General features: G+C 39.8%; 16 protein-coding genes. 2 read left to right on the top strand and 14 right to left on the bottom strand.

The features are described from left to right. Positions 1 to 179 precede the first annotated feature (179 nt). The 7 genes from Q8907_03400 to Q8907_03370 all read right to left on the bottom strand — a co-directional run bounded on the left by Q8907_03400 (position 180) and on the right by Q8907_03370 (position 9,984). Positions 180 to 1,559, bottom strand: a complete 1,380-nt coding sequence (locus Q8907_03400; GenBank protein MDP4273308.1) for a DUF6089 family protein — start codon at positions 1,557 to 1,559, stop codon at positions 180 to 182. A gap of 10 nt (positions 1,560 to 1,569) precedes the next feature. Continuing rightward, a complete protein-coding gene (locus Q8907_03395; protein ID MDP4273307.1) occupies positions 1,570 to 2,907 on the bottom strand; it encodes a hypothetical protein in 1,338 nt (445 codons plus the stop codon). Positions 2,908 to 3,001: 94 nt separating this feature from the next. Continuing rightward, positions 3,002 to 3,712, bottom strand: a complete 711-nt coding sequence (locus Q8907_03390) for a TIGR00730 family Rossman fold protein (protein MDP4273306.1) — start codon at positions 3,710 to 3,712, stop codon at positions 3,002 to 3,004. Between the two features lie 100 nt (positions 3,713 to 3,812). Further along, positions 3,813 to 6,653 carry an excinuclease ABC subunit UvrA gene (uvrA, locus tag Q8907_03385; protein MDP4273305.1) on the bottom strand — a complete coding sequence of 947 codons (2,841 nt, stop codon included), beginning with the start codon at positions 6,651 to 6,653 and terminating at the stop codon, positions 3,813 to 3,815. Positions 6,654 to 6,720: 67 nt separating this feature from the next. Beyond that, on the bottom strand, positions 6,721 to 7,674 hold the full coding sequence (locus tag Q8907_03380; GenBank protein MDP4273304.1) for a lytic transglycosylase domain-containing protein: 954 nt from the start codon (positions 7,672 to 7,674) through the stop codon (positions 6,721 to 6,723). A 202-nt stretch (positions 7,675 to 7,876) separates the two neighbouring features. Continuing rightward, positions 7,877 to 9,436, bottom strand: coding sequence for an outer membrane beta-barrel protein (locus Q8907_03375; protein ID MDP4273303.1), 1,560 nt, complete (start codon positions 9,434 to 9,436; stop codon positions 7,877 to 7,879). Then, positions 9,433 to 9,984 carry a sigma-70 family RNA polymerase sigma factor gene (locus Q8907_03370; GenBank protein ID MDP4273302.1) on the bottom strand — a complete coding sequence of 184 codons (552 nt, stop codon included), beginning with the start codon at positions 9,982 to 9,984 and terminating at the stop codon, positions 9,433 to 9,435. Before Q8907_03370 ends, Q8907_03375 begins: the two co-directional genes overlap by 4 nt. 188 nt (positions 9,985 to 10,172) lie before the next feature. On the opposite strand from Q8907_03370, the gene Q8907_03365 reads away from it, so the two are divergent. Beyond that, entirely contained in the window at positions 10,173 to 11,423 is a 1,251-nt protein-coding gene (locus Q8907_03365; GenBank protein ID MDP4273301.1) for a serpin family protein, read from the top strand. On the opposite strand, the gene Q8907_03360 is transcribed toward Q8907_03365, so the two are convergent. The 4 genes from Q8907_03360 to Q8907_03345 are packed head-to-tail and all read right to left on the bottom strand — an operon-like array spanning position 11,424 to position 14,110. Continuing rightward, positions 11,424 to 11,849, bottom strand: a complete 426-nt coding sequence (locus Q8907_03360) for an IPExxxVDY family protein (GenBank protein ID MDP4273300.1) — start codon at positions 11,847 to 11,849, stop codon at positions 11,424 to 11,426. 17 nt (positions 11,850 to 11,866) lie between these two features. Next, positions 11,867 to 12,592: a ribonuclease III gene (gene rnc, locus Q8907_03355; GenBank protein MDP4273299.1), complete on the bottom strand. Its 726-nt coding sequence runs from the start codon at positions 12,590 to 12,592 to the stop codon at positions 11,867 to 11,869. Positions 12,593 to 12,595: 3 nt separating this feature from the next. Beyond that, positions 12,596 to 13,849, bottom strand: a complete 1,254-nt coding sequence (fabF, locus tag Q8907_03350; protein ID MDP4273298.1) for a beta-ketoacyl-ACP synthase II — start codon at positions 13,847 to 13,849, stop codon at positions 12,596 to 12,598. 24 nt (positions 13,850 to 13,873) lie between these two features. Continuing rightward, complete coding sequence (locus tag Q8907_03345; protein ID MDP4273297.1) at positions 13,874 to 14,110, bottom strand: acyl carrier protein; 237 nt, start codon at positions 14,108 to 14,110, stop codon at positions 13,874 to 13,876. Between the two features lie 201 nt (positions 14,111 to 14,311). Here Q8907_03345 and purN point away from each other — a divergent pair, with 201 nt between their 5' ends. Beyond that, complete coding sequence (gene purN / locus Q8907_03340) at positions 14,312 to 14,884, top strand: phosphoribosylglycinamide formyltransferase (GenBank protein MDP4273296.1); 573 nt, start codon at positions 14,312 to 14,314, stop codon at positions 14,882 to 14,884. Here the strand turns inward: purN and Q8907_03335 are convergent, their stop codons facing one another. The 3 genes from Q8907_03335 to Q8907_03325 form a co-directional block, all read right to left on the bottom strand. Next, the gene (locus Q8907_03335; protein MDP4273295.1) at positions 14,885 to 16,144 is read right to left on the bottom strand and encodes a peptidoglycan DD-metalloendopeptidase family protein; all 1,260 of its coding nucleotides are present in this window, start codon (positions 16,142 to 16,144) and stop codon (positions 14,885 to 14,887) included. A gap of 11 nt (positions 16,145 to 16,155) precedes the next feature. Further along, entirely contained in the window at positions 16,156 to 17,010 is an 855-nt protein-coding gene (locus Q8907_03330) for a YitT family protein (protein MDP4273294.1), read from the bottom strand. 1 nt (position 17,011) lies between these two features. After that, positions 17,012 to 17,911, bottom strand: a 900-nt coding sequence (locus tag Q8907_03325) for a class I tRNA ligase family protein (protein MDP4273293.1), incomplete at its 5' end; no start/stop codon positions are given.

Raw genomic sequence — 17,911 nt, 5'->3', positions numbered from 1 at the left:
CTGTATCAAACCTCCTCAAACAATCTCAAACCACTTTTTCCCTCCGTGCTCTTTGTGCCTTAGTGGTAAGGTATTTCAAACCACTTCAAACTATCATCAAACTACAAGGAACACAAGGCTTTCACAAGGGTCACTATTATAGTGCTGACTCTTACATGGATTTCTGTTAAAATAGTTTTCTATTGGGTAAAGAAGAAGTCTGTCAGTTCGCCAATGTCCTTATTCGACATATTATTCTTGAAGTCGAAATAGTCGTTTATCGTTTTCAGCAATTCTTCGTAGGAGATATAGCCGTCATGGTTGGTATCCAAAGCCTTAAATTTCTCAGGAATGGTTACACTGCCATGTTTTTTATAATACTTGGCGGCTCCGAGTATGGTTTGCAGGTATGCTTCCACATCTTCACGTTTGATGGCCTGGGCGGTATCCAGTGCCAGTGCAAGATGGTCGGGACTGATTTCAATACCATTCTCATCGACAATTGCATTGGGATTTGAATGAGGCTGTTTATCCAGATAATCTGGCACCCCGTCTTTGTCGGCATCCAGGGGACAGCCGGTTGAATCGACTTCAACCCCAAAGGGAGTGTGGGGGCATTTGTCAACAGGATCGAAAACCATATCATTATCTTCATCTTCAAACATGGCATAATCGAAATCCACATCAGCAAATAATTTTTCAAAAGTAACCGTTTTGGGCGAGGAGAATAAGTCGAAGTGGAATGAAACATAGGAATAAGTGAACATATCGTTCATTTTATTCCCTGTTCTTTCTTTCCCTTCATAACTCACTCCGTCAATATTATCGGTGAATGTATAATGCAGGGAAGTCCCCAGTTTCATATACATCCTGCTTGAGATATTAAATTTTAAGCCCAGGTCAATGGGTATGGCTAAGGCATTTTGGCTGTAGTTGGATAATCCAAAACGTTTCAGGTCTTTTATATCTGTTTCATAAGTGTAATCGCGATGAAGAATGTTGCTTGTCTGAGTTCCGGCCAAAGACTGGTCTATATCCCTGATGGTCCCGTCTGTCCAGTAATAATATTTCCGTCCTTGCGAATCGTGTAAGTCGGTTTTTGAATTAAACTGGAAATCCTCCAAGCCAAGCCCGATGAAGGGGGTAATGAGGCTTTTTTTACTGATAAAATGCCCGAAATTGTATATTACATTGATGCCGAAATCATAAATGTCCGTGCTGAAATTTAAATTCCGGTTGGGATCAGTATAATTTCTTTCATTGCCATTGAGGTTACCCAGCAGCAGATAGAAGTTGGCATTGAAGTACCTGTTTTTATTGTCTATAAAAGTGGTTACATCTATCTTGTAACCGGTATTTTGCCTCCCCACAACACTGTTGTGAATATTATTGTGAACCTCGCCAATATAATTTAAAACTCCGGTGCCCACGCCAATTACAGGTTTATAAACCGGATTCAGAACCTCTACTTCCTCTTTCAGCAGGTTTTCATATACATTTTCTTGCGCCAGAACGGTATTTATATCGAAAATGAATAAAATTGCCAGTGAAAAAAATATGTAAGTAAATTTTCTGACCATCTGATAATTTTTATTTATCCCATTTTTGGTTACCAATCATAAGGGCTTCCTGTACGGTTATTCTTACTTCATTGTTATATGCCGAAACAAATGCATCTCCAATAGTTGTGGTATTCCAAATATGAATCCGGTAATCCCTGGCATCTTTATAAAGTTTGAACGAACCGATGGAATATTTTTTCCATCCTTGATGTTGTTCAGTATAGACAGGATCTTCAATTTTATATTTTTCGAAATAGCTTTTTACGTTTACGGGTTTATGCCCTGCAGCAAGCTGAACCCTGTAAGTGACGCCTTCCACAGTATCCGTTTCTGATAGTTTCCGGGTAATCCCGGTTTTTAAATCCGTAATAAGGGTAGTGGGTTGATCATTTTCATCTCTTTCTGATGAAACACTAACAATATTTTTCTTTTTATTTTTTGCTGCTGTCTGTTTGGCTTGGGCCATTAAACCTGCCACCTGAGTTTTATTTATATCCCTGAGGTTGAAATTCTGCTCGACAACTTCACTGTTGATTGTTTTGTCATCTTCCACATACGAAAAACTACCTTTCAGAACCAAACTTTTTGTCTTTAGTTTTTCTTTTGGGATTAGTTTATAGGTTACTACGAAATAAGGTTCTGAAGGTAAATTCATCCATTGAAATTTTGCAATTCCGTTTTTGAAGGTAAATGTCCCCTCTTTGGTATCTATCCCTTCAGCAGTGTATCCTTCAGGAATCTTTTCCTCAATTTTGGCAAAACTGTTTTTATCCTGTTTGCATAAGAGCAGATTAACAAAAATCTCATTTGCACCTTCCTGCAAATTGGGTTTTTGGCGAATACAAACAAGGCTTTTGCTTTCGTTTATATTGAGATCGGGTATTACCGATTTTTCAAATTCATTAATATCTACAATAAGTTTGCGGTCGATAGTTGGGGAAGGCAAAATTGTAACGCTTTGCTGATTGGCGTCAACCGATTTCCTTTCATTACCCTCAATATAGGAAAATTTGCCATCCAGAGAAAACTTGCCTTTAAGTCTTTGATCGACGTGAATGATATACGTAAAAGTTATTTCATCATCAGCGGGGAGTCGGAACCACATCAGCCTGATTTTTTTGTCCTGAAAGGTAAAATCTCCTGAATTTGAATTTTCGGAGGAGGCTTCCAGACCTGCAGGCAAATCTTGCTGAAACCTGGAGAAACTTTCAAGGTTCCCTTTTTTCAGGGTAACCTGAATATGCATATCGGTACCAGCTATTACTTCCTTAGGAGCATTAATTTTAACCGATACTCCTCCTTCGAAAAAAGTATGGAAAAAAATTACTCCAATCATATTTAGAAGAAGCAAAACCGATCTGATCATATTCAGCAATTTAGTTAGATAAGCTTATCTTCTGAGGTTATTTTAATTAATTTACAATAATAGCAAAAATATAATAATCTTAACAATATAGGAATTAGAAATTTGGGCTTAAAAGGTACTTCGAATAGAAGGTGTTAATAATATCTACAGCTTCTTCGGCGGTATCCACCACATTGAATAAGTCCATATTTTCCGGGCTGATGTTATGTTCCTGTTCGAGCATTACTTCCTTAATCCATTCAATCAGTCCCGACCAATAGGATTTACTGACCAGGATAATTGGGAAACGGCCAATTTTTTCAGTCTGGATCAGGGTCAATGCTTCAAAGAGTTCATCGAACGTGCCAAATCCACCGGGCAGGACAATAAATCCCTGGGCATACTTAACGAACATCACCTTCCGTACGAAGAAATGATCGAAGGTAATCAGTTTATCCGGATCAATAAATAAGTTGGGCTGTTGTTCGAAGGGCAAATCTATATTTATGCCCACCGAGCGCCCTTTACCTTTTTTTGCACCCAGGTTTGCGGCTTCCATGATTCCCGGGCCACCGCCTGTAATTACTCCGTAACCATGCTTGGTAAGCTGAAAAGCAATTTCTTCGGCAAGTTTATAGTACTTACTATCCGGGGTAGTACGTGCAGAACCGAAAATTGAAACGCAGGGACCTATCCTGGCCAGTTTCTCAAAACCGTCAACAAATTCGGACATGATTTTAAAAATCCGCCATGAGTCGGAAATCTGAATTTCGCTCCAGTCTTTTTGCTTGAAAGTATCTTTTATTAATTCTTCACTTACAGACATGATATTTTTATTGGGTAAATTAATTTGTCAGAATAAAATGTTATTAAAGATTACAAAATTATAAAATTAATAAACATAAACAAGATAATAGTTTGAAACCTCACCGGGGCATAAGTTCCTTCTGCAAATATTCTGCAGTGTAGCTTTCTTTGCAATTAAGGATTTGTTCGGGGGTGCCGGTCACAATAATTTCGCCTCCGTTTTTCCCTCCATCTTTGCCAATATCGATGATATAATCGGCCATTTTAATCACATCCATATTGTGTTCGATCACAATGACCGTATTTCCTTTTTCCACCAATTTGTTCAGTACCTCAAGCAATACCCTGACGTCTTCAAAATGAAGGCCGGTGGTGGGTTCGTCAAGGATATACAAGGTGTTGCCCGTATCGCGTTTGGATAGTTCGGCCGCTAATTTTACCCGTTGTGATTCGCCGCCGGATAGAGTGGTTGAGGGTTGGCCCAGTCTGATGTATCCTAAACCGACTTCTTTTAAGGTTTCGATTTTTTTATTGATAGCCGGTATGTTTTCAAAGAATTCCACAGCCTGGTTGATGGTCATATCCAGTACATCGCTGATGGATTTCCCTTTGAACTTTACTTCCAGGGTTTCCCGGTTATATCTTTTCCCGTTGCAGTCGTGGCAAACCACATATACATCGGGAAGGAAATTCATTTCTATGGTCTGAACCCCGGCACCTCTGCATGTTTCGCAGCGCCCTCCTTTGACATTAAAGGAAAAACGTCCTGCCGAATATCCGCGGATTTTCGATTCCGGAGTCATTTCGAACAGTTTCCTTATGTCGGAGAAAACGCCTGTATAGGTTGCAGGGTTGGAGCGGGGTGTTCGCCCGAGTGCCGACTGGTCTACTTCAATTACTTTGTCGATATTTTCAATTCCTTCAATAGAACTGTAGGGCAGGGGTTCCTGCAGCGACCTGTAAAAATGTTTACTCAGGATAGGCTGCAGCGTCTCATTAATCAGGGTGGATTTCCCGCTGCCCGACACTCCGGTAACGCAGATAAAGGTCCCTAAAGGAAATTTCGCGGTAACATCTTTCAGGTTATTCCCCTGTGCACCGTAAAGGGTAATGAATTTCCCATTCCCTTTGCGCCGTCCGGCAGGCATTACAATCTGCTTTTTCAGGTTAAGGTATTGGGACGTGAGGCTTTCGGATTGCAATATTTCCTTTGGCGTGCCCTGGGCAACCACTTCACCTCCGTGCCTGCCGGCAAACGGGCCCATGTCAACAATGTAATCGGCCGAAAGGATCATATCCTTGTCGTGTTCCACAACAATGACCGAATTTCCTGCATCTCTTAATTTTTGCAGAGAATTAATCAACTTATGGTTGTCCTTTTGATGAAGGCCTATGCTGGGTTCATCCAGGATATAAAGAACGTTTACCAGTTGTGAACCTATCTGGGTAGCAAGCCTGATCCTTTGGCTTTCGCCTCCCGAAAGGCTTTTGGAACTCCGGCTGAGTGAAAGATAATCCAGTCCGACATCAAGCAGGAAATTCAAACGGCTGCTTATTTCTTTGATGATTTCCCTGGCAATCTGTTTTTGTTTCTCATTGAGCCGGTCTTCAAGATTTTCAAACCATAGATTCAAATCCCGCAGATCCATGGCCGTCAGGTCGGCAATATTTTTATTGTCGATCAGAAAATGTAATGCCTCGCGGTTAAGCCTGGTCCCTTTACATTCGGGGCATACAATTTGTTTGATGAAGCGGTTGATGGATTTTTTTGAATTTTTGGAGAGGTCTTCATCATCAAGACTGTTGTTGATGTAATTGACGATCCCGTCGAAGCTCAGAAAATAATTTGCCCTTAAGCCCATCGGGGTGTCCGGCATTTTAAATGATTCGTCAGAGCCGTAGAGGATGATGTTGATGGCTTCTTCCGGTATATCTTTGATAGGAGTATTCAGGGTAAAATCATATTTGCTGCCTATGGCTTCAATCTGCCAGAATATTAAAGAATTTTTGTAAGTCCCCAGCGGTTCTATGCCTCCTTTTTTGATGCTTAATTCGGGATTGGGGAAAATCTTGTCCAGGTCGACTTCGCTGATTTCACCCAGCCCGTTGCATTTCGGACAGGCCCCATGCGGCGAATTGAAGGAAAAAGAATGGGGAGCCGGTTCATTATAGGAAATACCCGAAGTGGGGCACATCAGCCGCTTGCTAAAGTATTTTGCCTGGTTACTTTCAACATCAAGCAGTAAAATGACGCCTTTCCCCAGGTTCATTGCAACCTGTATGGAATCTTTAAGCCTTTTGACGTCTTTTTCGGCAACCAACAGTTTGTCGACAACAATCTCAATATCGTGTGTCTTGTAACGGTCAACTTTCAGGCCGCGGACTAGCTCTTTTATTTCTCCGTCAATCCTGGCGTATAGAAAACCTTTCTTCCTGACTTGCTCAAAGAGTTCGCGGTAATGTCCCTTCCGGCCTTTTACCAATGGCGCAAGAACAATGGTTTTTTTGTTGATGAATTTTTCAAGTATAAGCTTGATGATTTGTTCGTCAGTATATTTTACCATTTTCTCGCCGGTGATATATGAATAAGCTTCGCCGGCCCGGGCAAAAAGCAAACGAAGGAAATCATATATTTCAGTGATCGTTCCTACCGTCGACCTGGGATTTTTTGAAGTGGTTTTCTGTTCAATGGAAATAACCGGGCTAAGGCCTGAAATCTTATCCACATCAGGGCGTTCCATATTACCCAGAAATTGGCGGGCGTATGCAGACAAGGTTTCAATATACCGGCGTTGCCCTTCGGCATAAATGGTGTCAAAAGCAAGTGACGATTTCCCGCTTCCACTCAAACCGGTGATTACAGTCAGTTTATTCCGTGGAATGATCACGTCCACATTTTTCAGGTTGTGGACTCTTGCCCCATAAACGCAGAGGTTATCACTGCTTTCAGGCGATGGGATACTATTATTGTTATTATTACTCAACTATCAAGTTTTAATTTAGTTCAAAAATACCACACTGCTCACTTTATCTTAAACCCTTCTGAGGCAGGCTGATCATATAAGTTTTCTTCTCCTTGTTGGTTAACGTGTAGCCTTTTAACCAGGGATTAAATATTTTCAAAATTTTATAATTAACAGAATGTGATTGGGCAAAATCTGACCAATTATCAACAGAGGAATCTATTTTGATTTTTGTTACCGGGATTATGGGGTACAAATCCTTTTCGCGCAGGTGGTATCCATATTTGTCGGGATTGGTAATAATTAATTTGATGGCCAGAATCCGGAAAATATACCTGGCGGTTTCTTCGCCAAAGAGTAAATCGTAATAATTGTCTACTTTCTGCTTGGAGAGTTGCCGGCTTACGCCTGTTTTACCAATATTATATGAGGCAGCCACCAGAGTCCAGTTTTTTTGTGTCTTGTATGATGACCTGAGGTATTGGCAGGCAGCTTCAGTTGCTTTCTCCAGGTTATAACGTTCATCAACCTCTTCATTTACCTCAAGCCCGCAATCTTTAGCGGTTTTTTCGAGCAGTTGCCAGAATCCCCTGGCTCCGGCCGGGGATACTTCATTGCTTAATCCACTTTCGGCTACTGCCAGATATTTAAAGTCGTCGGGAATATGATTTTTTTTCAAAATGGGCTCGATGACGGGGAAGAAACGGTGTGCTTTTTTAAGAAAGAGCAAAGTCTGCGACTGCCAATAAATATTTACCATCAATTCTTTATCCAGGCTTTCTTTTACATCGAAATCATTCAGGGGAACCGGTTCCCCTGCAAAATTCAATCTGTCAGGCAGTTCTGGCGAATAAATCCCGTATTGGTGCGCAAAAGCATTTCGATAATTCTCGTCATCGCTTTCTTTATCTTTAAAAAAACAGAATAACACAATTTCCAAAATGGCAATAGACGTTAAAATTCCAACGGTGATAATTCTTCTGTCCTTTTTCCCTAAGTCTTTATTAAACAACTTCATTTCCGTCTGTCCTTCTTTTATTCTTTGTTTTCAATTACTCAGATTAATCATCCCAAATGTTTTGCCGGTCATTAATCTATCTTCCTAAAAAAGACTACAAAATTAACTAATCTTAAGCTACTTTTTCCAAAAGTTTTTGAATTTGGGAAATAATGGATGTCCATAATTGATAAAAAATCAATTTAAGCTCACGAAGGGGGTTTTAGAAGTTATAATTTATCCCTGTCATAAAATAGAATGAGTAGGGATGGCTGTTCAACCCGCTATTTTTGTTGAAGGAATTAAGATTATAGTTGAAAGTCGGATCGAAACTTATAGTCATTTTTTTTGAGAGCGGATAATCCATTCCGATACCCATAACGCTGCTGCAATTAAAGGTACAGACATCCTCTGTGCTTCCTAATTTATTTTTTTGGGCATCACTTTTATCGTATATCTTATTGTCAACCAGTATATTGGTGCTAATTCCGCCAATCAGGTGTACATCTGTCTTTCGGTCAATTATTTTATAATTCATGACGAAAGGTAATTCGATGAAATCAAAACTCTGGACCAGACTTACAGAAGAAGCACTGTTCGAAACTAAGGAGGATTGTTTAAATACCCCGCTATTGGAACAAGCAAGTTCTGAAAAATTGGTACCGATTATTTTAGTGGAATTATTAGATGATGAGGAGGTGATTTTTCCTGTGGAATTATTAAAATAATAGGCAACGGTTTGTTGATAGCCGGCTTGTAGCATTTTTGTCTGGCCCGTGGAATAGCTTACTGCCGATACATCGTTAATGACCTGCCCTTTTTTGCTGTAATAGACACCTGACTGGAAAGACCAACGGCTTTTGCTGGCATATTTAACTTTCATACCGCCCGAAAAAGCCATCAACCCTTTTTCTGAATATTCTCCGGAACTTTCTCCTGAGATAGTCCGGAAAGAATAGTTTGGAGAATAGCATCCGCCTACCGACCATTTTCCTTCGGAAGTAGAAGTATTGTTGGAAAAAACAGCCCCTGCATCACCGGAATTAAGATTGAACGGATCTTTTAAGTTGATATGGGCCTGACCGGTTTCTGCTTTTACGGACGATTGCCCGTTTAGGGCAACAGGCTTCTGATTACCGGAGTTTAGAACCTGACAGTTTATCCTGGCCAGTGCCATTAATTGTTGCTGATTTTCTGGAACTGCAACTGAATCATTGATTGCATTTGTTGAAGCAACTGGCGCAGCTTTATTAATTTGAAAAGTTGATGGATAATCCCTGCCGGAAATTAATAAATTTTGAGTTTGTCTGGATATTGCAAATTTCGGGGTGTTTATGACCAATTGCCCGTTTGTTGCAGCAGGATGAGGTGCATTATTTTTCTGGGGCGGAGTGTTGTGTTTAATCCCTGTTTGAAATTTGCCGTTTTGTATGGCTGCTAAAACGGTTATTTTTTTGACTGTATTTTTGTTCCTTTCCGGTTTATTTTCATCTGTCCGGATCTGATAATTTTCTGCTGTATGTTTTACTTTATGGAAAGATGAATTTTGGGCGATTTGGGGCGCTACTCGTTCATGTCTGTATAACCAGAAAGAGCTTATTCCGATAACTGCAACCAGGGCAAATGAAGCAGCCATTTTGAACATCAACAGGATTCCTGAGCGGTGTTTCTCCTCTTCAAGTTTATGTTCAATACTGGCCCAAACCCCGGGAGGCGGGGCTATTTCCAGATCTTTAATTCTGTTTTTTAATAATTGTTCAATATCTTTTTCTTCCCGTATCATGAGAGGCGAACTACTTTAGCTAAAGTTTCTGTTTCATCTGTTATTTTTGCTTTCAAAATTGCCCTTGCCCTTGACAAATCTGATTTTGAGGTGCTTTCCGTTATTCCCAGCATCTCGCTTATCTCTTTATGCGAATAACCTTCAATGGCATAAAGATTGAAAACCATTTTATACTGGGAAGGAAGTTTCCTGATGATCTTCAGCAACTCTTCAGCCGACAGGCTTTCAAAAACATTATCGTTGCCGGTTTCCATATCATCCACAATCTCAAGGGTGTAAATATTTTTCTTCGTCCTGTAGCAGGCAATGGCAGTATTGATCATAATCCGCCTGACCCAGCCTTCGAAAGATCCTTTGAAATTGAAAGTATTCAAATTGGTAAATACTTTCACAAAACCGTCCTGAAGGATATCTTTTGCTTCATCGGCATTTGAGGTATAGCGAAGGCATACTGCATACATTTTCCCCGAAAACATATCATACAGCTCTTTCTGGGATTTCCGTTTCCCTTTTTTGCAACCTGCTATTATGTCAGCTATTGTATTCACCAATTTGATTAAGCCTAAGCATTTGAATGATAAAATTACAACAAAATTGGTAAACTATGATGCCGGTCATAATAGTTTTCATTTGTTGAGAAGATGATTCTGTCAAAGAAAAGGTTGCGTATTGTATTTATTTTTTTCAAACGCAACTTTTTTCTATTTATAAACATCTTTTGAAAAAAGAAATAAAAATGAAAACTTATAAATTCCCTTTAGTGATGTTGGTCATTACCTGTTTGTTTGCTTCATGCAGGAAAAGTGGAGATGACCTGGCGGTTTACCAACCCAAGGATGTTAATCTTACCCAGACTGCCCAAGTTCTGGTGGGTAGTTCCAATGCTTTTGGTTTTGATCTTTTTAAAGAGATGAGTAAAAGTTTAGGGGACAGTAACCTGTTTATCTCTCCGGTTTCGGTTTCCCTGGCCCTGGCTATGACTTATAACGGAGCCGACGGGACTACCCGGGAGGCTATGGCAAAGACGTTGAAAATTACAGGGCTGACCACAGATGACGTAAACGCCTCCTTTCAAAACCTGATGCAACAATTAACCTCACTCGATCCCAAAGTTGTCCTTAATATTGCAAACTCTATCTGGTACAGAAATACCTTCCAGGTGCTGCCTGATTTTTTGTCGACTAATCAGAAGTATTTCAATGCCCAGGTACAGGGGCTTGATTTCTCAAGTCCTTCAGCACTAACTACCATTAATGGCTGGGTGGCCGATAAGACAAAGGGTAAAATTAAAACCATTATTGACCAAATTTCAGATGAAACTGTGATGTATCTGATTAATGCGGTTTATTTTAAAGGAAGCTGGCTGAGGAAATTTGATGCCGGGAAAACCTCCAATCAGCCTTTTGCCTTGAGCGATAATCAATCCATTAGTATCCCTACCATGGTCACTGAAGGCTCATTTGATTACACCAGCAATGATTTGTTCAGTTCGGTCAGGATGTTTTACGGACAGGGCAATTACAGCATGTGCGTCTTGCTGCCCAATAACGGGAAGACTGTGGATGACCTTATCAATAACCTTACGGATGAAAACTGGAATACCTGGATGAAAAGTTATTATTCTCATGGAGATGTTCATATTCTTCTTCCCAAGTTCAAATTTTCATTTGAGGATGAACTGAAGAAATATCTGACCAATTTGGGCATGGGTATTGCTTTTGATTCCGATTTGGCAAATTTTTCGAAGATTAACAATCAGGCTCGTCTATGCATTTCAAGGGTAAAACATAAGTCTTATGTGGACGTAAATGAGGAAGGAACCGAAGCTGCTGCTGTTACATCGGTTGAAATAATTTGTACTTCGGCCGGGCCTGACCAGACCATTTATTTTACCGTAAACAGGCCATTTCTTTTTGTAATCCGCGAGGAAAAGAGCAATACGATAATTTTTATAGGAAAGGTGATGAAACCGGTGATCGAAGGTTAATTAGCAGAATAATTTTTTGGCCGATTTATATTTTACAGGATCAATGCGGATGAGGGCTGAGATATTTTCAATTTCCCTTATTTTGGTAAGCAGGGAGTTTAGTTCTGTATTGGAAATATTCCCGAGGATTTGAAAAAGGTAATCGATGTTTTTCAGCTCTTCAATTAAAAAGCCATTTTCGCATTGATTGGAATAAAGACGGCAGGCCAGGCATTTTTCTTCATCCTCGAAACAATAGGTGGAAAATTCCTGGGATATTCCGGTTTTTGAATGGAAGGTTTTGAAATTTTCCGTTTTGGACAGTTGAAAAGACAGACGGGTATTTAGCAACCAGCTCAGGCGGTAGTCACTTTCTGATGATACGATAGCCCATAAAGCTATATCAGATTCAGGCTCAACAATTAATTTATGAACCGATTTTTTCACATGAGCAAAAATAAAACCTACATGATACCCACCGCCAGCAAAGCCTGTTCTGCAGCATTTTGTTCAGCTTCTTTTTTTGAAAAACCTTTGCCCGTTCCAATATTTTTGTCAACTACCTTAACCCTGGAGATAAAAATGGGATTCTTTTTCAAATCGAATATTTCCTCCTGGTTGTCAAAATAAATTTCCTGTTTGTTTTTCTGGCCCCATTCAATAATCCGGCTCTTAAAGTCGGTTTCAGTCTGAATCAGTTCCTGAAGGTCAACATATTTTTTGATAACCTTATTGACAACGAACTTTTTGGTCAGGGCATATCCTTTATCCAGATAAATAGCACCGACCAATGCTTCGAGAGCATTGCCATAGAGGTGTTTTTTATTGTTGAAACTGGGAATTTGAGAGATCACCAGGCGATGGATGCCAAGTTGTATGGCCAGATCATCCAAAAAAGCCCTTTTTACGAGTTTTGAACGTACCTGGGTAAGAAAACCTTCGTCTTTATGGGGGAAGGAAGTAAAAACAAAATCCGCCACCACAGCATCCAAAATGGCATCACCCAAATACTCAAGTCGTTCATTATTGACGAAATGACCATTTGTGGTTTTCGATGCCGATTTGTGTATGAATGCCAGTTCGTAAAAAGCCAGTTCTCCAGGGAAAAATCCGGTAATTCTTTTAAGTGTGAGAAAGAATATCCTTTTAGAACCAAAGAGATTAACTAAAAAAAGACTTTTTCGTGACACAGATTATTCAGAAAATTTTTTAAAAACAACTGAGGCATTATGACCGCCAAAACCGAAAGTATTGCTCAGAGCATAATTTACAACTCGTTTTTGGGCTTTACCAAAAGTAAAATTCAGTTTGCTGTCAATTGCAGGATCGTCAGTTGTGTGGTTAATCGTAGGGGGAACAATATCGTATTTAGTTGCAAGAACGCTGGCAATAGCTTCAACAGCCCCAGCTGCACCTAAAAGGTGCCCTGTCATCGACTTTGTGGCACTTATATTCATCTTATAAGCATGTTCTCCAAATACTTTTGAAATAGCCAGGATTTCAGCAGTATCACCAACCGGAGTAGATGTTCCGTGGACATTGACGTAATCAACATCTTCAGGTTTAATGTGAGCATCTTCCAGACAGCTATTCATAACCAAAGCAGCGCCTAAGCCTTCAGGATGTGGATGTGTAAGGTGATAAGCATCTGCAGACATTCCTCCGCCAACAAGTTCAGCATAAATGGTAGCCCCGCGTTTTACTGCATGTTCATATTCTTCAATAACAAGGGCTGCACCACCTTCACCCATCACGAAACCGTCTCTTGTTAAATCAAACGGCCGCGATGCAGTTTTGTAGCTCTCATTATTGGTCGAAATAGCCTGCATGGAACCAAATCCACCCATTCCTGCTTCATTAATGGCTGCTTCAGAACCACCTGCCACAAAAATATCAGCTTTTCCTAAACGGATATAAGTCAGGGCTTCAATGATTGCATTGGTTGAAGAAGCACATGCAGCTACGGTACAAAAATTAGGACCTCTGAAACCATATTTCATGGAAATGTGGCCGGCAGCAATATCGGAAATCATTTTCGGAATGAAGAAAGGATTGAAACGGGGAGTCCCGTCACCCTTTGCAAAATTCATCACTTCCTCGAAGAAAACATTAATGCCGCCAATTCCTGAGCCCCAAATTACACCAGCCCTGTTTTTATCAATCTGCTCTAAATCAAGTTTTGAATTGGCTACTGCTTCTTCAGCTGCGACAAGAGCAAATTGAGAAAACAGATCTAATTTCCTGGCTTCTTTCCTGTCGAAATATTGGCTAGGGTCAAAATTTTTAACTTCGCACGCAAACTTTGTCTTAAACTTGCTGGTATCAAAACGAGTAATTAAATCTGAGCCACTAACGCCATCAATAAGATTTTTCCAAAATTCTTCAACATTATTTCCTATAGGAGTAATTGCCCCAAGACCTGTTACTACAGCTCGTTTTAATTCCATGAATTTGTGTTTTTAGACTAAAATTTATTTTGCGTTGCTTTCAATGTATTTAATGGCGTCGCCAACGGTTCCGATGCTTTCAGCTTGATCATCAGGAATGCTGATGTTAAATTCTTTTTCAAATTCCATGATCAATTCAACAGTGTCAAGAGAATCTGCACCTAAATCGTTTGTGAAACTAGCATTAGGAGTAACTTCATTTTCGTCAACTCCGAGTTTATCAACAATAATTGCTTTTACTCTTGATGCAATATCAGACATAACTTTAATTTTTTAAATGAGTTAATAATTGATAAATAATTTTGTGCTGCAAAGAAAAGTTAATAATCTATAATTTCAAATTATTTTTTTTCTTTTCTTAATGCAAAGGTAATTTATTTTAGAAAAATTATGATTTAATTAAAAAATATTTTAAACTTGCAGATTTTTTGTTTCATTCCCCTTTTTGTTAAAATTCATCAAATGAAGAATATAGTAATATTTGCTTCCGGTTCTGGAACTAATGCTGAAAATATTGCAAACTACTTTAATCTACACAAAAATATAAAAATTACTTACATTTTATCGAATAAAAAAGATGCTTTTGTTTTAGAGCGTGCTAAAAAATTCAATATCCCTACCTTGGTTTTTGACCGGCATCAGTTTTATGAAACCAATGGAATTGTCGATTTTCTCAAAGAACAAAAAACGGATTTTATTGTCCTTTCCGGTTTTTTGTGGCTGGTTCCCGAATCCCTGATAGAGGCTTTCCCTAATAAAATTATAAATATCCATCCTGCTCTGCTGCCTAAATATGGAGGGAAAGGTTTTTACGGCGAAAAAGTACACCAGGCGGTTATTGACCATCAGGAAAAAGAATCGGGCATAACCATACATTATGTAAATAAGATCTATGACAGTGGCACTACCATATTTCAGGCTACCTGCCCGGTTGCTGACGGGGATACTGCCGAAACACTGGCCCAAAAAGTTCACCAGCTCGAATACAAATACTTCCCCACGATAATTGAAAAGGTTGTACTGAATCAATTGTAATTACTTGCTGCTTTCTTCCAGGGGAATAAGATTAAGGTTGCGGATCAGGCTATTTCTGATCATGTTGAAATATTTCTTTTCAGAGGGTTTCACCGGATTGGCCGGAGGCGAAATTACCTTCAACGGGTTTATGGGCACTCCGTTTTTCCAGAAACGGAAATCCAGGTGAGGGCCAGTTGCCAAACCACTGGTGCCTACATAACCAATGACCTGCCCCTGCGAAACACTTGCCCCTGTGTGGATGCCCCGGGCAAAATGGCTCATGTGCATATAGCTTGTAATGTATTGCTTGCCATGCTTTATTTTGATCATCCAGCCGGCACCTCCGCTGTATTTGGCAATAAGAATCTTTCCGTTACCTACCGAATGTATGGGTGTACCTGTCGGAGCACAATAGTCTACGCCCAAATGCGGCCTCCAGATTTTTAAAATGGGATGAAACCTGGCTTTGGTGAATTTTGAACTGATGTGCGAAAATTTTAGTGGTGCTTTTAAGAAAGCCTTTTTCATGCTTTTCCCGTTCTCATCATAAAATACATTGTGCTGCCTGATTGAGGGAATGGCATAATATATTTTCCCGTTATGCCTGAACCATGCCCCATATATTCTGGTTATCCCAATTGAAAAAGTATCCACGGTTTGTTCTTCATAGATGACTTTAAAGGCATCGCCAGGCCTTAACCCGAAAAAGTCTATACTCCAGGCATAAATTTCAGAAAGTTTCATGGCCACCATGGGGTTGATGTCGTTTTTGGCCATGCAATCCCATAGCGAAGAACTGATGACTCCGCTTGCAATTCCGGCTTTGGTCGTGACTTCTCTTTCCTTTTTTTCTACATGGAGGGTATGCGAAAAGTCGAAAACTATATAATCGACCAGGTCTTTTTCATACACCAGGTAATGAAGTGCCCTGTTCCCTTTTTTATCGAAAAATAATGCATAGTTATTCCCTGATTTAACAGTACGCATATCAAACGTGGTGTCGGGAAGAAGGGTTAACTGATTAATGCTGCTGTCGGCTACATGATATTTTTTTAACAATTCGGAAATGTGCTCCTCCGGCTGCAAAGTCCCATGAATGATATTAAAGGCACGAACCGGAATGTTGTATTCCATTTCTATGGCAGCTAATTTAGTGGAATCATTGTCATCACTATCAGAAGCCAGTTCCGTGGTATTCCTTTTGAAATCTTTTACTCTAAATAACAGCAGTACAATAACCAGGATTAAAAGGATAACCAGTAAAACTTTTTTTTTCAAAACAGCAGCTTTTAAATTTTTAATTTATCAAAACCTTTACCAAACACTCCTGAAACATTGCTGATTGAAATGAAGGCATTGGGATCAATATCTTTGATTATTCTGAATACATGGCTTGATTCCTGTTTCTTGGTCAGGATCATTAAAATTTTGGTTTGTTCTTTCAGATAATATCCTTGTCCGTCAAGGAGTGTAATGCCCCTGCCTACTTCCTTACCCACTCTTTCGGCTATTTCGTCATATCTTTTGGAACAGATGAGCATCTGTACCGACTGTTGTGAACCTGAAAGTACCAGGTCGATCACATAACCGGTTATTGCCATGGCTACATATCCGTAAACAACACTTTCGACCGAACGCAAGATAATATAGGACGAAGAGATAATAAAAACGTCAATATAAAGAATGATCCTGCCCGGACGGATATTGTTGTTTTTATTGATGATCAGTGCAATGATATCCGTTCCTCCGGTGCTTCCTCCCTGGGTGAATACAATCCCTATTCCTGTACCGGTAAGTATGCCTCCAATTACGGTGGTAAGAAAAGTGTCTGCCAAAATCCTGGCCTTGAAAATTGTCTGGAAAAAAGCCAGTATTCCCGAAAGCATGATTACCGCAAAAATAGTCTTGACGCCAAAGTTTGCGCCCAGCGCCCGGATGGCTATAACCAGCAAAACAATGTTTAAAAGCAGATAACCGTAACCCACCGGGAAACCTGTGGCAAAATAAATAATGGTAGCGACACCACTGATGCCTCCTCCTGTAATTTTAGCCGGTATTAAAAAAGCGGTTAATCCAATGGCATAAACTATTAATCCAAAGGTGATGATTACATAGGGCTTTAAAAAGGAATATATTTTTGCCATATTATGCGATCACTATATTGACGATTTTGCCGGGTACCACAATTACTTTCTTCACCGTTTTACCTTCCAGATATTTTTGGGTATTTTCGTGAATCAGAACCAGTTGCTTGATTTCTTCTGCATTCTTGCTTTTGGAAACTTCCAATTTAAACCTCATCCTTCCGTTGAAAGAAATGGGATAGCTGAAAGTGTTTTCAACAAGGTACTTCTCTTCAAATTTTGGAAATGGAGCAATAGTGATGCTTTCATTATGTCCCAGTAATTGCCATAATTCTTCGGCAATGTGAGGGGCAAAGGGTGAAATTAAAATAGTCAGGGGTTCCAGTATAGCCCGCTTGTTGCATTTAATATCGTTAAGTTCGTTGACGCAAATCATAAAGGCACTGACTGAAGTATTAAAAGAGAAACCTTCAATATCGCTTTGTATCTTCTGGATAGTCTTGTGCAAAATTTTCAGTTCATCAGCCGAAGGAGCTTCGTCCGACAGGCATGGTTTATTGTCTTTGTCATGGAACAGTTTCCAGAATTTGCGCAGAAATTTATGAACCCCGTCAATTCCGTTGGTGTCCCAGGGTTTTGACTGATCGATAGGCCCAAGGAACATTTCGTACATACGAAGGGTATCTGCGCCGTATTTTTCGACCACATCATCGGGATTGACCACATTGAACATGCTTTTCGACATTTTTTCAACACTCCAGCCACAAACATATTTGTCATTTTCCAGGATAAATTCTGCAGTCTTATATTCGGGATTCCAGTTTCTGAATGCTTCTATATCGAGGATGTCGTTGCTTACCAGGTTGATGTCGACATGGATGGGAATAGTTTCATATTTGTCAATCAGGTTGTATGAAACAAAGGTGTTGCTTTCCTTCATCCTGTATACAAAATTGGAACG

This window comes from Bacteroidota bacterium, assembly GCA_030706565.1.
Taxonomy (GTDB): domain Bacteria; phylum Bacteroidota; class Bacteroidia; order Bacteroidales; family JAUZOH01; genus JAUZOH01.
The sequence above is the reverse complement of the archived record's forward strand: the minus strand, read 5'-3'. Positions and strand labels throughout refer to the sequence as shown.

Coding starts and splice junctions, on each gene's coding strand:
- Q8907_03400 (MDP4273308.1), bottom strand. CDS start 1,559: ATGGTCAGAAAATTTACTTACATATTTTTTTCACTGGCAATTTTATTC.
- Q8907_03395 (MDP4273307.1), bottom strand. CDS start 2,907: ATGATCAGATCGGTTTTGCTTCTTCTAAATATGATTGGAGTAATTTTT.
- Q8907_03390 (MDP4273306.1), bottom strand. CDS start 3,712: ATGTCTGTAAGTGAAGAATTAATAAAAGATACTTTCAAGCAAAAAGAC.
- Q8907_03380 (MDP4273304.1), bottom strand. CDS start 7,674: ATGAAGTTGTTTAATAAAGACTTAGGGAAAAAGGACAGAAGAATTATC.
- Q8907_03375 (MDP4273303.1), bottom strand. CDS start 9,436: ATGATACGGGAAGAAAAAGATATTGAACAATTATTAAAAAACAGAATT.
- Q8907_03365 (MDP4273301.1), top strand. CDS start 10,173: ATGAAAACTTATAAATTCCCTTTAGTGATGTTGGTCATTACCTGTTTG.
- fabF (MDP4273298.1), bottom strand. CDS start 13,849: ATGGAATTAAAACGAGCTGTAGTAACAGGTCTTGGGGCAATTACTCCT.
- Q8907_03345 (MDP4273297.1), bottom strand. CDS start 14,110: ATGTCTGATATTGCATCAAGAGTAAAAGCAATTATTGTTGATAAACTC.
- purN (MDP4273296.1), top strand. CDS start 14,312: ATGAAGAATATAGTAATATTTGCTTCCGGTTCTGGAACTAATGCTGAA.
- Q8907_03330 (MDP4273294.1), bottom strand. CDS start 17,010: ATGGCAAAAATATATTCCTTTTTAAAGCCCTATGTAATCATCACCTTT.